Raw genomic sequence first — 13,081 nt, forward strand, 5'->3', positions numbered from 1 at the left:
TCCCCGAAGATTACGCCGTAGGCGGCAAGTTCGTGGTCGTAGAGGGCGAAGGCGACGTCGAAAGGGACGCCGTTTCTGACGAGCCAGAGGCGCTGTCGGAGGTCGGCGTCCTTGCTGAGTTTTTTGCGGCGTCAATCCCGCCGTCTTCGTCGCCAACCATAAGCCGCATCATCGCGGCGCCGGCGGCGGTGAGCCCTTCTGAATCGAGATGGTCAAGAACCGAGTCGAGTTCGCCCCGCGTCTTCGGAAACGGGATCGGAACGCCGTCGATTTCCACCACGGAAGCGGCGAGAATGGCCGGCGCACGATGCGGGATCAGCATTTCCTCGCCTGTCTCGGGGTTGATTTGCTTCCCCGAGCCCTCGAGGTCGGGCGTGAGGCCCTGCACCTTTATCTGTTGCGAAGGCTTCAGCCGCCTTACGCCGATCGTTCGACCAAGCCCATCAAGCTCGCGCTCAATGCGATTGTAGCGCGAGAGAATTTCATCCGATGCTTTCATGTTACGGAATCTTCACTTTTTTCGACGCCTTGCCGACGCCTGATTGTCGGATCACAGTATCGCGCGAGATTTCACCAAGGTTCGTGAGCTTGAACACGAAGCCGGTGTATTGATAGCGCGACACCGTGCCATCCTGATTGGTCACAGTTTCGGAGAGATAGCCCGGCCTATCGATCTGACCTTCGTCGAACCGCTGCGCGGCGAGCAACTGAAATTCTTCCAGATCCTTGCCCGTGCGGGTGATGGTGAACGAAATTGAAAATCCGTTCGGGATATAACCGAAACGCGGCGGGCCGTTGTAGGGACGCGATACAACGTCTGTATAATCCGCGGTGATGCTGACGCTCTGGATGTCGCCGAAGTCGACCATCTGGCCGGTGTTCGAATCGTAATAGCCGAACGTGTAATCGCGCCCGACGTTCATTCCATTTATTGGCAAGATTGCCTCCATCCAATGACAGGCGCGTCTCACGACTGGCCGGCGCCGGCGCCTCGCGACGCTGGCAAAGAAAAAGCCCCGCGTTGGCGGGGCTTTGGCGGTTTGACGATTCAAGTAGTGATGGAATTACGCTATAAACAGCGAAGCCGCCGGACCTCTGCGAAAGGTCGGCGGCCTCTAACCACCAACCCGTAGGAGCCGGGCCGATGGCTGAGCGTAAGACTATCACCCAAGAATATCTGAAGTCGATTCTCGATTACGACCCTGAGACGGGAGTTTTCACATGGCGCTGGCGCGATGGCTTGCCAAATGTCTGCAATTATCGCGACGCCGGTAAAGAGGCGGGAACGCTGCGCCCAACCGGCTACCGATACATCTCGATTGACCACAGACATTGGGCGGCGCACCGGCTCGCCTACATCATAATGACCGGAGAACAGCCGGTTGGAGACGTTGACCACATCAATCTGAACAAGTCAGATAACAGATGGAGAAATCTACGATTGGCGACGCGCAGCCAAAACCAATCGAACGTCCCATGCCACAAGCGCAACAAAAGCGGCATAAAAGGCGTTCATTTGCAAAAGGACTGCGGCAGGTGGGTCGCATACATCACCGTAAACCGGAAACGCCTGCATCTTGGGATGTTCGCAACAAAAGAAGAAGCCGCGAAAGCCAGAGAAGACGCAAGCGCCCGGATATACGGTGAGTTTTCACGCCTTTACTAGAAGAATTGCTGTATTTGCGGCGGGGTGGACTGCGATGTAACATCGACCGTCCCGCCGCTGGCCAGCTTTATGATAAAATATCTGACCGTGTTGAAATATTTCACCGCGGCATACAGGAACAGGAAGCCGCGCGCCTGCAGGATCAGCGGGTTGTTGCTGAGATCGCAAACCGTCGCGAAGTCTTCGATGATGCCGTTGCCGTTCGACCCGACAGCCGGGTCTTTCAGCGACCCGAGGAAGCCGTCGATGAGCGCTTTCGCGTCGGCGCGGGTGCGGTCATCTGGGCGGTTCGACTGCAGCCGGCCAACAATCGAGCCAGCCGCTTTCGACTGGAAGGACCGGGCCAGATAGTTGGTGAGGCGCGTCCATTCGATGCCGTTCGCGGCGGTGTTCGAGGATGCGTTGCGGCCACAGATGAAGGTGAAATAGTCGCCGCCGGGCGTTGTCGGCGGCCCGACGATCAAATCGACGCCGCCGGTTTCCGCCAGTTCGAGCTCAGCATCGGAATAGGTCTGGCCCGCCTGCGTTCGCTGCGTCGAGACGACGCCGCGAAGCTGCTTGTTGAGCGGGCTCAGTTCCGGCGACGAATTGCCGGCCCAACCGATCATGAAAGCGGTGGGAGAGATTTGCCGAACAAGGCCGTTCTGGGAGTCATAGAACGAAGGCCAGTCGCCAACCGAGATCCAGGTGAAGAAATCGTCGAGAGCGGCGTTTTTGCGCGTCGCAACGGCATTGGAAATGGTGTCGCCGGATACCGTCGAAACGGCGTTGAAGCAGCTTTCCTGCATGGCGAAAACATCCATCGCCGCCCACTGGCTGGACGTGGAATGATCGCAGAGCGTGAAGCCGTCGATGCCGGTGCGACGAAGCGCATACATGCCGGTTCGCGGATAGGTGTCGACGCCGACAAGGGTCGCATCCGTCACGCCAGCGGCGCCGTCAGAACCGCCGGAGAGGGTGACGACCGAAGAAAGCGTCGGGGCCGCCGTCCCCGCGCCGGGGGAAGCCGTGACGAAGGAAGACGCCGGGCGCTGATTGGACCCGAGGTTGATCGCATTGGCGAGATTGCGCCAGATTGACAGCGTAACCGTGTAGGATCCGCCAGAGCCGCCGCCGCCCGTGAAAGAGACGGTCGGGGCCGTGAGATAGCCTTCGCCCGGGGTGACGATGATCGGGGTTCCGAGTCCCCATGCGAGAGTGAAGGTCGCTCCCGTTCCGGAGCCGGAGGTCGACGACGGCGTGACGGGGTTCGTCGGCGCGGCGCCGCCGGTGATCTGGCCTGCGTTGGTGATCGTGACCGTCGCAACCGCGCCGGTCGTGACCGTGGCGACGGTCAGAACCACGCCGTTGGTCAAAGTGATCGTGTCGCCGACGACATAGCCCGAGCCGCCGGCGCTGACCGTCGCCGTCACCACCTTAAGGGTCGGGTTGATGACCGCATTGATGCCGCCGGCGGGCGCCGCCGTGACCGATGCGGCGGGAACACTGGTATAGCCCGTGCCGGACGTGACCGCGATCGATCCGACGCCGACGCCGATATTGTTGAACTGCTCCGGAGGGCGGCCCGGGAAGGAGACGACGGCCATATAGGAGCCGGCCTTCGACCCGCTGACGATCTGGAAGCGGATTTTGTTGCCGAGCGTGCCGGTGTATTTCGCCGTCAGCGTGAGGCAGTTCGATTGGATCGTCGCCTGAGCGGCGGTGTCGGTCCCGTCAGTGACGCGGACACCGTAATAGCCGATCGCAGAGCCGACCTGAGACGCCGCCCAGACATAGGACGGCATATCGTGGCTGCGCACCTGCGGAACGCCGAACAGCGTGGAGCAGCTATCGGGGCCGGAGAACGCGAGCGGCGAATTGACCGGCCCCCACGATGCGACGCCGACGACGCCCATCATGTTGGTCGGAACGCCGGTAAGGAGAGGCTGCGGCGGAACGATCGCAGTGTAGACGCCCGGAACCTGGAGCGCGCTCAAATTTTGCTGACCTTCGAGGAAGGTGGGCATGTTCATTTTCCTTCGTGGGACATGCGCGCCATCACGGCGGGCAACAAAAAGCCCCGCACATGGCGGGGCTGGCGGGGCGGCTCATGCCGCGAAACTTGCGGGCTCCATCAACGGGACGGCCGGCGCTTCACAGCGCGGGCGGAGAGCTTGCCCAAGGCTCGTTACTGTTCCGACGCATCCTTCCCGCGCTTGCGGTGATGATGCGACGATGGATGCGCTTCCGGCGGGTCATCAACCCAGACACGCACAACGAAGGGCGAGTGCATGTGCGCTTCCACTTCGACCGGATCGGCGATGATGTCGCCGACATTGTAGCGGCCAAAAGCCGTGTTGACGGAAAGCTGATACATCTCGCGCCTCTTGTGATTATTCGTCGAATGCGTCTTGAAGGCGCATCGTCAACCGCGAAACCGCCATAAACAGATGCGGGAAGTATCGCGGCTCCACATGCCATGCGGTATGAATGAGCGGCTGGGGATCGCCATCTTCCACTGTGTAGGCAATCCCGACGCTGCGCACGCGCCCCGCCTTCGCGTCTTCAAGCGCCCGTTCGAGCAACTCGATAACGTCTTCGCACGGGCCATCGGCCGGCGACGGGATGGCACCGCCCCTGATCGATACGACTTCGCTCATAGCGGCCCTCAGTTGATCGTGGTTATGGTTTCGCCGATTTGTGAGCCGGTCACGCCATCTTGCGCCGTCCACCGCGTCGTAACGAGCGTGACGACATGAGCGGTCCAGGTTTCGAGCGTCGCATATTCGACGGCGTAGTAGAGGTCGCGCCGATAGACCTGCATCGTCTCGAAATTGTCGGTTTGAATCGTGCGATCGTAGACGCATATCGCCTGCGACGTGTCGGGAAGCGTCAACCGCAGATTGGCCTTGATCTTTTGATCGATCGCGGCGCCGAGCGCCTTCCGAAGATCGTTCGACGGCGCCCAGACAGTGACGATTATCGTATGGCGCTGGCGGTGCGTGACCTGCCCCATCGTCGCCGGCGCGCCATGCCTGACTTCGATCGACTCGACGCCGGGGATGGTCAGGGTGTTGCCGCTGGCGGAAGCCGACGGGAAATCAACCTGAACATCGGCCAGCAGCGCAGCGCAGATTTCAGCCGCCGTCGCGCCGCCGCGGGAGTAGCCATAGCGACCGTCGACAACGATCGTGACGAACTCCCCCTGTGTCGGCGTTCCCGTAATGGTCATGACGCCGCTGGCGACGGAAGATGTCAGCCCATAGGCCGGCGGGACAATCTGATAGGGCTTGTCGAGTATCTGGAAGGTTTGCGATGTCCCCTGCATCGGGAACACAGAGACATTCGCGATCGGCCCGACGCCGTTGCTGACGACCGCTCCGGAAGCGTCGAGCTGCTTGCCCTGCAAATCGAGGTCAAGTTGGTCCGCGATCGGCCACCCCTCGAACAGCCGGACAGGCGTCGACGAAACGGACGGCTGGCCCGTTCCGTTCGGATAGACGGCGGCGACGGCAAGATCGAGAATCGCCGCGGTCACATCTGACAAGTCCGCCATGCGTCACGCCTGCAATCTGATGGCTTCAAGCCGGTAGCCGTTGAGCGTCCATTGCGCGTCGGACACATGGTAGCGGTAGCCCTCATCGTCGGCGATAACGTCGCGGTCGCGCACGGCGCCTTTCGGGAGCGGGACGAAGATTTGAAATCCGGTCGGGCCGGGCGCGTCGGACGGCAACAGCCCCTTGGGCCGGGTCGACGCCGACGCCTTCAGGATCGCCGCGGGAACGCCAGAAGCGAGCGCTGTCTCTCCCGCTATCGAAACGCCGCCATAGGGCGCTTCGCCTATCTGCGGCGTCTGAGCGGCCTGCCTTCGCAGTGAAATCGTGCGGTCACAGCGAACGCATGTCGGCGGCAACAGCGGCTCAAGAGCGGCGATGTAGAACGTCCCCTTGTCGCCCTTGAGAATATCGCGGGGGAGCAGGTCTGTCGCGTCAAAGAGCCCGTTGCGGAGATAGTCTTCAGGCTTCAGCGATTTCCCGTATCCGAACTGATCAGTTGACGACGGCGTGAACGAAGCGAGGATCGTCGTCCGCAGATTGAGCGCCTGAATCGGGTTTATCCAGTTCGTTGCGCGATAGACGGAAAACGACGTTCCGAGGCGCAGCGCGGCCTTTCCGTAGCCGCGCCAGATTTTTGCCTGCGCCTTCGCGCCGTCCATCTTCAGCCCCTCGTAAGCGAGATATTCATTCCGCCGCCAGAAACCGAGCCGCCAAGCGCCGGCCCGGGCTTCACACCCAGAAACCCGCACATGCGGCGCCGCCACTGGTCAAAGAGCGCCGTTCGATGAGCGACCTCATCGCGGTTGTGCTCCCACACCGCCGCCTTGTCGGTGTCGAGATTGTCGCTCGCCGCGGGAATAGCCGCTTCCAAAGCGGTCAGATTGGTCAGGTAGACGTTGACGATCGTCGCTTCTTCAGCGGGCGAAAGATAGTCGAGAACATGCACCAGCGTCGTGAAGTTGCCGCCGCCGATGATGATGTCCGCCTCATCGGAATTTTCCGTCGCGGGGAAGTTGGCGCGCAGCGAATAGCCGGCGAAGCGCCGAACGTCGGTCTTCTGTGCATCCGTCAACGCCATTCCCACGATCCTTCTTACGCGACCACCCAGCCGCCGCGGATGTAATTCTCAACTTCGCTGATATGGACTTCCGCTTCATGCGGAGCGGCGAAGGTTTCCGGGTTGCGCTTCATCTTGATCAGGCGCGGCTTCGCAGCGGGCTTCTCTGCGGCGGGCTTCGCGGGCGCCTTGGGCGCGGCGTCTTCGATCTGGATTTCCATTGTCTTTCTCGTGTTGCGCCTTCGCGACCATTGCAGGAACGTCGCGAAGGCGTTTATTGCTATCGCTAAGCTATTGAAAGCAAAGCGAAAATCACCCCAAGAGCAACGCGGTATGCTGGGGCTTAATGTTGGCCACGCCCCACGCCAGCGACACCTCGTAACGAACGCGGCGATACTGGCGATACATCGCGAACTCGAACGACATGCCCGAGCGCGGGTCGGTGATGGTCATACGATCGTCCGCCATGTCGCCCTCCTCCGGAAGGGCCGGCGCGCGAGCGACAAGCACCATGGCCGAACGGGAGAACGCCATGTTGGCGGTGTAGTTGTTGCCGACGGTCATCGCGGTGTTGTCGGCGAGCGTCTGGCGCATACCGGGGGCGTTCAGCACGAGGCTGCCCGCGGAAAGCGCCGTGCCGACGACATACTTGTTCGTATCGCTGCCGAAGGTCACGACGTCGCCCGCGAGAACCGTGCCGGAACCAGTGTCCAGCGCGATCGTGGTGTCGCCGGCGGCATAGCCGGACGCATTGTTGACCAGATAGCTGGCGCCCGTGCCCTTGGTCACGGAAGCGACGCCATTGGACTCGCGGATTATGAAGCCGTGCAGATCGAGCAACATGCCCTGCGAGCGCAACTCGGTGGTGCCGGCTTCGTTCGCCTTGTTGAGCTGGGCGAGCGAGCGCAGCTTGGCGCCGGCCGTGGTGTTGATGATCATCTGCAGGTCGGACATGGGCGCGCCGTTGTCGGCGAGGATCTTGCGCACCTGGGCCGGGTCGGACAGGTCCGACGCGAACGGCGTGGTTCCGGCCGTGCCATAGGCGCGGGAAGCCCGGATATAGAGGCCGCCAAGGTCGTTCTCGACTTCATTCACGAGCGTGCGGACAGCCTGCGCGATCTGGTCGCGGCGGATATTGCGATAGCCGACGCCGTTGTTGACGCCCTGCTGCTCTTCGCCGGTCCAGCGGAACGGAACCACGCGCGACTTGGTGATCTTGATCGGCGTGTAACCGATCGTCTGGTCTCCGGTGTCGGGCGGGAGCTGGCCGGGCGTGACGTCGGCGGCGGCCGCAGCGGGAGCGATCGGCACGCGGACTTCTTCGTTGACCGCAGCGCGCGCCGCATTGGCGTCCATAGTGACGGCAGGAATGAAGCCGACGAGCTCGCGCGAAACGATGTCGATAGCTTCGTAAAGGTCGGGCACGAGCCCGGTCAAAGTATTCGCCATGGGGGGTTCTCCGGGGATGAGGGAGGTTTCTGAGGGGATGGGCTATCCAGCCCTTGCGCCCTCCCTCATCCGAGGTCGGGCTAGGAAATCAGGCTGCTAATCAGCCGTCAGACAGTGTTCCGCCGCCGCGGATGTGCGCCATCTGCGCCTCTGGCGAGAGCGTTGCGAACTGCGCGCGGCTCATCTGCTTTCCGGCGCCGCCTGAAGCGCCGCCAGAAGCGCCGCCGCCGTGGGCGCCAGAACCCTTCAGGATGTTGTCGCGGTAGGGATAGGCGTCCACGAGGATTTCGAGCGCTTCGTCAAAGCCAGCGACGGCGCCCGGCTCGATGCGGGAGAAAATCTTTTCGCCCCTCGCGTCATAGGCGACGATCTGATCACCCTCGAGCTTGAAGGCGGAGCCGAAGCGCGCCTCCACCATGTCGGGCGGAATGGCGAGCTTGTCGGCGATGAGCTTCGATCGCGAGAAGGCGCCGCCGATCTTCTCCTGCACCAGCCGCTGATGAAGCTGATCGCGTTCCTTGACGATGGGCGCGTATTTCTTGTCGAGAGCAGCGAGCTTTTCCTCGTATGCCTTGACCGCTTCGGATTTGACGCGCTCGGTGACGCGCTCCATTTCGCCAGCGTCAACAAGCTTCTTGGCGTCGAGATTGGCGACGATTTCGAGCGCCTTGCGCGCGGCCGCAGCGTCTTCGATGCCCTCAAACGCCTTCAGCTTTTCGAAAGCCTCTTCCTTCGCCTCGCGATGGCCCTTCGCTTCGCCGTTCAGTTGGCCAATCTTTGCGACCGCCGCGGGAGCGTCAAAGGGGATTTCCTTGCCGTCATCGTGGACATAGACGGGTTTCCCGTCGGCAACGACGACATGGCCATTTTCGTCAATCTTCAGTTTCATGCGGCTTTCCAACCGTTAATGACCGTTCCCGGCCTTGCGCCCGTCGCCGTCCGGCTTCAGGCAATAAAAAAAGCCGCCCGAGAGGCGGCTTCATTCGCTCAAAGATGGTGCGCGCTACTGCGCCGGCGGGTCTTCCATATCTTCGCCGTCGCCTTCCGTGTCGTCTTCCTCTGTGTCTTGTTCGCCTTCGTCTTCTTCGGCCGCATCAAGAGCGGCGAGACGCGCCATTTCTTTTTCCCATTCGACTTCTGGCGAAATGACGTCGATGCGCTGAAGCTCTTTGAACGCCGTCTCTTTCGAGACAATCCCGCCGTCAGCGGCGCGCAGCAGCAAGTCTCCGGTCTTTTCCGCCATGTTTGACGAGCCAAAGTCTTTGTAGAGCTCGATTTCAGGATCGGCGCTCTGGTTGAGCCATTCGGCCATCAGCCGGACGCACTCCTCGAGCGACTCCTCGAACCCTTCGGCGATCGATTGCAGGATCGAACGCCCGCCTTCCGCCTCTGATGAGACTTGCGTGGCGGTGGTTATCAACGGGCGCTGGACAAGAAGCTCGGCGCCGGCCTGGCGCATCCGGTCCTCGATATCCAAGAGCGACTGGCGGCCGGCTTCGATGGCCTTGCCGGAATGCTCCACATAGGAGAGGCTCGCCTCCGTGCTCATTGCGCGGACAGCCGACGCCGCGCCGACGACGATCTGATCACCTTCCGTGAAGCCTTTGGCGAACAGGATCGGCACGCGCGCGACGTGCAAGATGTTCTGTTGATCGGACGCAGATTGCCAGTGTTCGACGTTCAGGTGCGCGAGGTCCAGCAGCGGCGACATGCCGACGCCAAAGCCATGACGCAGCCCGTAAAAGAACACGAACGGGATCCTGCGGATTGAAGTCAGGCCCTCTTTGTAGAGCGCCCAATTGCCCGCATTCGCGCCGCTTTCGATCTTGCGCCATACCTCCCACCGGCCCGGATAGAGAACGCGGACCTGGTGGACTTCCTTTTCGCTCCACTCGCCGACATCTTCGGTGACGCACTCCATAAGCCGGAGCTGCGACAGCTCGAGGCCGGATTCGCCGCGCGTGGTGCGCCAACCGAGGATCGAGCCGGCCGGGTAGCGCGTGAAATATGGCCGAGCGCCCGTCGCGCGCTCATCGGCGAGCGTGCGAACGCCCTCAGCCGTGGGGAAGTCGACAAGCACGCCGACAAGGCCGGTCTGGAGGCAATCGAGCATCAACTGCGCGGCGTAAGGCTGAAGCCCCGTCCCGAGCATGTCGACGTCTTCAAGCAATTCTTCCACGTCGGGCGGAATAATGCCTTCGATCGTCAGCGGGCGCGCGAAGGGCTTCGCGGCCATTACGGACGCTGTGCGCGCAAATGCCGGGAACAGCGTCGCTGTCTTCAGGCGACTTGCATAGCTGTCAGATGTTTCCGCCGGCCATTTGGGGAGGAAGAGCTCTCCCGCGGCGCGCATGGCGCGCGTCCCGCCGACAAGAGCATCGATCATCGGCCAATGCACGGCCATGCTCTCGACGGCTGCGGAACGTGTGTCGGGTGTTTCTTCCATCGATCCTAAATCCGCAGCGGGGAGACGACCGCAGGGCCGGCGTCCGAAAGCATAAGTTCCGACAGCGCCCAAACGAGAGCGTCTACCCTGTCAGGCGAGCCGTCTCCGAGATAACCGTCGCTCGCCATCTGGCACATTTGGTCCTCGAGGTCGGACAGTGCGCCGATATGAGAGACGCGCTTTTGCTCATACAGAGCGGCCACCGGTTCCGCGCGAACAACCTTCCCGCGCGACGCGACAACCTCCCGGAATGAAACTCTCTGATCTGTCGTGCGAATGACGTGCTCAACCATCGCGCCGCCGAAGTTTCTCTCGGCAACGATGCGATCAGCCTTGAACTCGTGGTAGGCGTCGACCGCGCGCCTTCCCCATCCGGCCGGCGACAGTTTGCATGTCCTGTCCGCAAGCACATACGCCCGGCCGTCGACACCCTTGCCGGCCACAACAATGCCGATCGAATCCGCGCCTTCATCGCTCGAACTGCGCGCGCCAGACGGGTCAATTGCGACAACGACGCGGGCCATTGCCGGCGCCTCTCGCATATCCCGCGCGGAATCGATCATTTCCCGCGTCCACAAGGCTCCTGGCAGGTCGTCGAGAATTTCCGCGTTTAGCTCTTGCCGGCCAAGGCGCGTGCCTTCGTATTTGGCCTTGAGCTGTTCGAGCGTGGTAGCCGCCAGATTGGCGGAATTTTCAAATGTGGAACCGCGCGTGACCACCGTGCGAGGATCTGTAGCGATGCGCTTTATAAGCGGCGTCGGCTTCGGCGTGGTCGCGATGATGACCTTTGGCCGCGTTCCGAGGCGCAACCCGAAAAGCATCTGGTCCCAGGTTTCAGGCTTTTCCCAAGCCGCCAATTCATCCGCATACGCCCGAAAATGTTGTGGCCCGCGGAGCCTTTCCGGCTCCGTAGCGGCGAAAAGCTTGTATCTCGTTTCGTTGACGAGGATCATCTCGCCAAGCGAGCGGTTCCATGTCTTCAGCATTGACGACGGGAGTAGCGACAACAGACCGCTGTCGCCCTCTACCATCGTATCGCGCCCATCCGCATATGTCGGCGCGATCAGGGCAATTCGTTCACGTGGATGCGTCGCGCCATACCATGCGGCGTCTTCCATTGCTGTTCGAGTCTTTCCGAAGCCGCGCCCAGCCAATAGCAGCCAAAACATCCAATCATCATGCGGCGGGGGGAGTTGAGCTGGCCGGGCGGTATGCAGCCACTTAGCCCGGCGCTCGACCATCGCCTGCCTTGGCGCGTCCAACTGCGTCCAGTGCCGCGATAATGTCTCTGAAAGCGTCATCTGCCGTGATTGTGTGCTGGACAGGGCCGCCATTGGCGCCGGTCAGTTCGTGGCGCTCGATGAACATGCCGAGATGGCGGCCGATCAATTCGAGGGCTTTATTCGCCGGCCCGAAATCGCCCTTGGATTTGGCCGCACGTGCGTTGTCGACCAGTTCGGCTAGCACCCATGCGGCGTCGATAGAAAGCGCATCAGTGGCCCTCTTAGTGGCCTCTGCGTTCATTTTATCGCGCTCGGCGAGCAATTCGGACAACCGCCGTATAATGTCCGGGTGGTGTCGTAGCTTATGGGCGTTTTTGCGGTCTGTTTTATACCCCGCTGTCGTATAAGCGTCGGTTGAGCTTTTACCGGCTGCGAGCTCTTGGGCGAAGCGCTCCCATTTCGGATTATTGAGGGCCGTCATTTTCAGTCACGTCTCAACTCGCATCTGGTGCGGATGTATTCATTTGGCGCTGGCCCGGCTGGGCTTTGGGCGATGGTTATGGTTGCTGGGAGGCCGCAGAGGATGACTCCTTGCGGCGCTCTCATGGATTGATAGGCGCGGGGCGGTTTGCGGCGTGCATGGCGCGTTAGCGGCGCAGATCATGACGACGACGTATAGGGTTTGCGTCATTGTCCTATTCGTCAATAGGCGGGTCATAGCTGACAACTTCGCCAGTCAAGACAACCGCATAATGGTCAGAATTGGCGGCGTTTTTCTTGTCAAATGACAAGCGCCCGGACGTTAGCCGGGTGCCGCATTTAACTTCGAATGTGCGCAATATCCCGTTCTTTAGGGATATCAGATCGTGCCCGCGAGACCACTTTATTGGCATATATACCAGATGACCTCTGGCAGTTAGATCAGCCGCGACAAGCAGCTCCGCGATTGACCCCGCGGCCCTACGGGTGATCTCTATATCTACTCCGCCCGTTTTAACTCTTGGTCGGGGAGGGGCAGAATAAACCCAAGGAACAGTTTTTATGCCTTCGCGCTTTGCTATTTGGCTAACGCGCTGCCTGCTAATTCCTAATTCGCGAGATATCTGCGATGCCGTAAGCCCATTATCAGCTAACTCACGAATCTTTTCAGCGGTTGACATGTTGGCGCTCCAATAATCTGCAAAAAATATATAGTGTCAACTTGACAAAGCGTCAATAGCCAGCTATCTATTGATTATCGCCAATGCGGCGAGCCCAGAGATGGAGAGAGACGATGTTTAATTACGAGACCCGCTTTGACGCCGTTGTGATTGCCGTTTTCGAGGCATGGACAAATAACGGCCTTGGCATGGATTTCGACGAGCGCGAGCAGGCGATTAAATCCGTCCGCGACGCCGTGACGAATACATATTCGGACGACTGCTCCGACGCCGAATGGAGCCGTTGGGCTCTCCAGCGTCTGCGCGGCGAGACGATCAATTGACCCCCGCCGAACTCCGGGCCGCGCGCGAAACGTGCGGCCTGTCTCAAGCCGATTGGGCGATGGCTCTTGGCTATCGCTCAACCGACCGCAAGAACCTCCGCCAGCAGATCAACGACATGGAAGGCGGGCGGAAGCCGATAACTCCCCAGGTCGCGCGCCTTGCCGAGATGTTCCGGCGCTTTGGCGTTCCGGCGGATATGACGGGCGGCAACCTGTAAGGC

Annotated in this window: 18 protein-coding genes; 3 read left to right on the forward strand and 15 right to left on the reverse strand. The window is 61.0% G+C overall.

From position 1 onward, the window contains the following. Nucleotides 1-10: 10 nt before the first annotated feature. Together LG047_RS15350 and LG047_RS15355 are read right to left on the reverse strand one after the other, a co-directional pair. Nucleotides 11-499 (reverse strand): hypothetical protein, encoded by a 489-nt coding sequence (locus LG047_RS15350; RefSeq protein ID WP_227967613.1) that lies wholly within the window; start codon nucleotides 497-499, stop codon nucleotides 11-13. 1 nt (nucleotide 500) lies between these two features. Then, nucleotides 501-938, reverse strand: coding sequence for a hypothetical protein (locus LG047_RS15355; RefSeq protein ID WP_227967614.1), 438 nt, complete (start codon nucleotides 936-938; stop codon nucleotides 501-503). Between the two features lie 206 nt (nucleotides 939-1,144). Between LG047_RS15355 and LG047_RS15360 the strand changes: the two genes are divergently transcribed. Further along, nucleotides 1,145-1,666: an HNH endonuclease gene (locus LG047_RS15360; RefSeq protein WP_227967615.1), complete on the forward strand. Its 522-nt coding sequence runs from the start codon at nucleotides 1,145-1,147 to the stop codon at nucleotides 1,664-1,666. On the opposite strand, the gene LG047_RS15365 is transcribed toward LG047_RS15360, so the two are convergent. From LG047_RS15365 to LG047_RS19815, 13 genes are all read right to left on the reverse strand, one after another. Next, nucleotides 1,663-3,678 (reverse strand): hypothetical protein, encoded by a 2,016-nt coding sequence (locus tag LG047_RS15365; RefSeq protein ID WP_227967616.1) that lies wholly within the window; start codon nucleotides 3,676-3,678, stop codon nucleotides 1,663-1,665. The genes LG047_RS15360 and LG047_RS15365 overlap by 4 nt on opposite strands. 155 nt (nucleotides 3,679-3,833) lie before the next feature. Next, a complete protein-coding gene (locus LG047_RS15370; protein ID WP_227967617.1) occupies nucleotides 3,834-4,022 on the reverse strand; it encodes a hypothetical protein in 189 nt (62 codons plus the stop codon). Nucleotides 4,023-4,038: 16 nt separating this feature from the next. Further along, complete coding sequence (locus tag LG047_RS15375; RefSeq protein WP_227967618.1) at nucleotides 4,039-4,305, reverse strand: hypothetical protein; 267 nt, start codon at nucleotides 4,303-4,305, stop codon at nucleotides 4,039-4,041. Nucleotides 4,306-4,313: 8 nt separating this feature from the next. Further along, on the reverse strand, nucleotides 4,314-5,201 hold the full coding sequence (locus LG047_RS15380) for a hypothetical protein (protein WP_227967619.1): 888 nt from the start codon (nucleotides 5,199-5,201) through the stop codon (nucleotides 4,314-4,316). A 3-nt stretch (nucleotides 5,202-5,204) separates the two neighbouring features. Further along, entirely contained in the window at nucleotides 5,205-5,861 is a 657-nt protein-coding gene (locus tag LG047_RS15385) for a hypothetical protein (RefSeq protein WP_227967620.1), read from the reverse strand. A 2-nt stretch (nucleotides 5,862-5,863) separates the two neighbouring features. After that, on the reverse strand, nucleotides 5,864-6,280 hold the full coding sequence (locus tag LG047_RS15390; protein ID WP_227967621.1) for a hypothetical protein: 417 nt from the start codon (nucleotides 6,278-6,280) through the stop codon (nucleotides 5,864-5,866). Nucleotides 6,281-6,294: 14 nt separating this feature from the next. Further along, a complete protein-coding gene (locus LG047_RS15395; protein WP_227967622.1) occupies nucleotides 6,295-6,480 on the reverse strand; it encodes a hypothetical protein in 186 nt (61 codons plus the stop codon). A gap of 91 nt (nucleotides 6,481-6,571) precedes the next feature. Further along, on the reverse strand, nucleotides 6,572-7,696 hold the full coding sequence (locus LG047_RS15400; protein ID WP_227967623.1) for a P22 phage major capsid protein family protein: 1,125 nt from the start codon (nucleotides 7,694-7,696) through the stop codon (nucleotides 6,572-6,574). A gap of 112 nt (nucleotides 7,697-7,808) precedes the next feature. Then, nucleotides 7,809-8,597, reverse strand: a complete 789-nt coding sequence (locus tag LG047_RS15405) for a DUF6651 domain-containing protein (protein WP_227967624.1) — start codon at nucleotides 8,595-8,597, stop codon at nucleotides 7,809-7,811. A gap of 114 nt (nucleotides 8,598-8,711) precedes the next feature. After that, a complete protein-coding gene (locus LG047_RS15410) occupies nucleotides 8,712-9,788 on the reverse strand; it encodes a DUF4055 domain-containing protein (RefSeq protein ID WP_227967625.1) in 1,077 nt (358 codons plus the stop codon). A gap of 371 nt (nucleotides 9,789-10,159) precedes the next feature. Beyond that, nucleotides 10,160-11,455, reverse strand: a complete 1,296-nt coding sequence (locus LG047_RS15415) for a terminase large subunit domain-containing protein (protein WP_370635059.1) — start codon at nucleotides 11,453-11,455, stop codon at nucleotides 10,160-10,162. Further along, nucleotides 11,376-11,858 (reverse strand): terminase small subunit, encoded by a 483-nt coding sequence (locus tag LG047_RS15420; RefSeq protein ID WP_227967627.1) that lies wholly within the window; start codon nucleotides 11,856-11,858, stop codon nucleotides 11,376-11,378. The genes LG047_RS15415 and LG047_RS15420 overlap by 80 nt, the downstream gene beginning before the upstream one ends. Before the next feature lie 214 nt (nucleotides 11,859-12,072). After that, a complete protein-coding gene (locus LG047_RS19815; RefSeq protein WP_227967628.1) occupies nucleotides 12,073-12,537 on the reverse strand; it encodes a helix-turn-helix domain-containing protein in 465 nt (154 codons plus the stop codon). Nucleotides 12,538-12,650: 113 nt separating this feature from the next. On the opposite strand from LG047_RS19815, the gene LG047_RS15430 reads away from it, so the two are divergent. Continuing rightward, nucleotides 12,651-12,860: a hypothetical protein gene (locus LG047_RS15430; RefSeq protein ID WP_227967629.1), complete on the forward strand. Its 210-nt coding sequence runs from the start codon at nucleotides 12,651-12,653 to the stop codon at nucleotides 12,858-12,860. After that, nucleotides 12,857-13,078, forward strand: coding sequence for a helix-turn-helix transcriptional regulator (locus tag LG047_RS15435; protein ID WP_227967630.1), 222 nt, complete (start codon nucleotides 12,857-12,859; stop codon nucleotides 13,076-13,078). The genes LG047_RS15430 and LG047_RS15435 overlap by 4 nt, the downstream gene beginning before the upstream one ends. The last annotated feature ends 3 nt before the right edge of the window (nucleotides 13,079-13,081 follow it).

It is taken from the genome of Methylocystis sp. WRRC1, from assembly GCF_020733155.1.
GTDB lineage: Bacteria > Pseudomonadota > Alphaproteobacteria > Rhizobiales > Beijerinckiaceae > Methylocystis.

Bases quoted from the DNA above. Each gene is read 5' to 3' on its own strand.
- LG047_RS15390 (WP_227967621.1), bottom strand. From the start codon at position 6,280: ATGGCGTTGACGGATGCACAGAAGACCGACGTTCGGCGCTTCGCCGGC.
- LG047_RS15405 (WP_227967624.1), bottom strand. From the start codon at position 8,597: ATGAAACTGAAGATTGACGAAAATGGCCATGTCGTCGTTGCCGACGGG.
- LG047_RS15350 (WP_227967613.1), bottom strand. From the start codon at position 499: ATGAAAGCATCGGATGAAATTCTCTCGCGCTACAATCGCATTGAGCGC.
- LG047_RS15395 (WP_227967622.1), bottom strand. From the start codon at position 6,480: ATGGAAATCCAGATCGAAGACGCCGCGCCCAAGGCGCCCGCGAAGCCC.
- LG047_RS15430 (WP_227967629.1), top strand. From the start codon at position 12,651: ATGTTTAATTACGAGACCCGCTTTGACGCCGTTGTGATTGCCGTTTTC.
- LG047_RS15375 (WP_227967618.1), bottom strand. From the start codon at position 4,305: ATGAGCGAAGTCGTATCGATCAGGGGCGGTGCCATCCCGTCGCCGGCC.
- LG047_RS15365 (WP_227967616.1), bottom strand. From the start codon at position 3,678: ATGAACATGCCCACCTTCCTCGAAGGTCAGCAAAATTTGAGCGCGCTC.
- LG047_RS15420 (WP_227967627.1), bottom strand. From the start codon at position 11,858: ATGACGGCCCTCAATAATCCGAAATGGGAGCGCTTCGCCCAAGAGCTC.
- LG047_RS15370 (WP_227967617.1), bottom strand. From the start codon at position 4,022: ATGTATCAGCTTTCCGTCAACACGGCTTTTGGCCGCTACAATGTCGGC.
- LG047_RS15385 (WP_227967620.1), bottom strand. From the start codon at position 5,861: ATGGACGGCGCGAAGGCGCAGGCAAAAATCTGGCGCGGCTACGGAAAG.
- LG047_RS15415 (WP_370635059.1), bottom strand. From the start codon at position 11,455: ATGACGCTTTCAGAGACATTATCGCGGCACTGGACGCAGTTGGACGCG.
- LG047_RS19815 (WP_227967628.1), bottom strand. From the start codon at position 12,537: ATGTCAACCGCTGAAAAGATTCGTGAGTTAGCTGATAATGGGCTTACG.
- LG047_RS15380 (WP_227967619.1), bottom strand. From the start codon at position 5,201: ATGGCGGACTTGTCAGATGTGACCGCGGCGATTCTCGATCTTGCCGTC.
- LG047_RS15360 (WP_227967615.1), top strand. From the start codon at position 1,145: ATGGCTGAGCGTAAGACTATCACCCAAGAATATCTGAAGTCGATTCTC.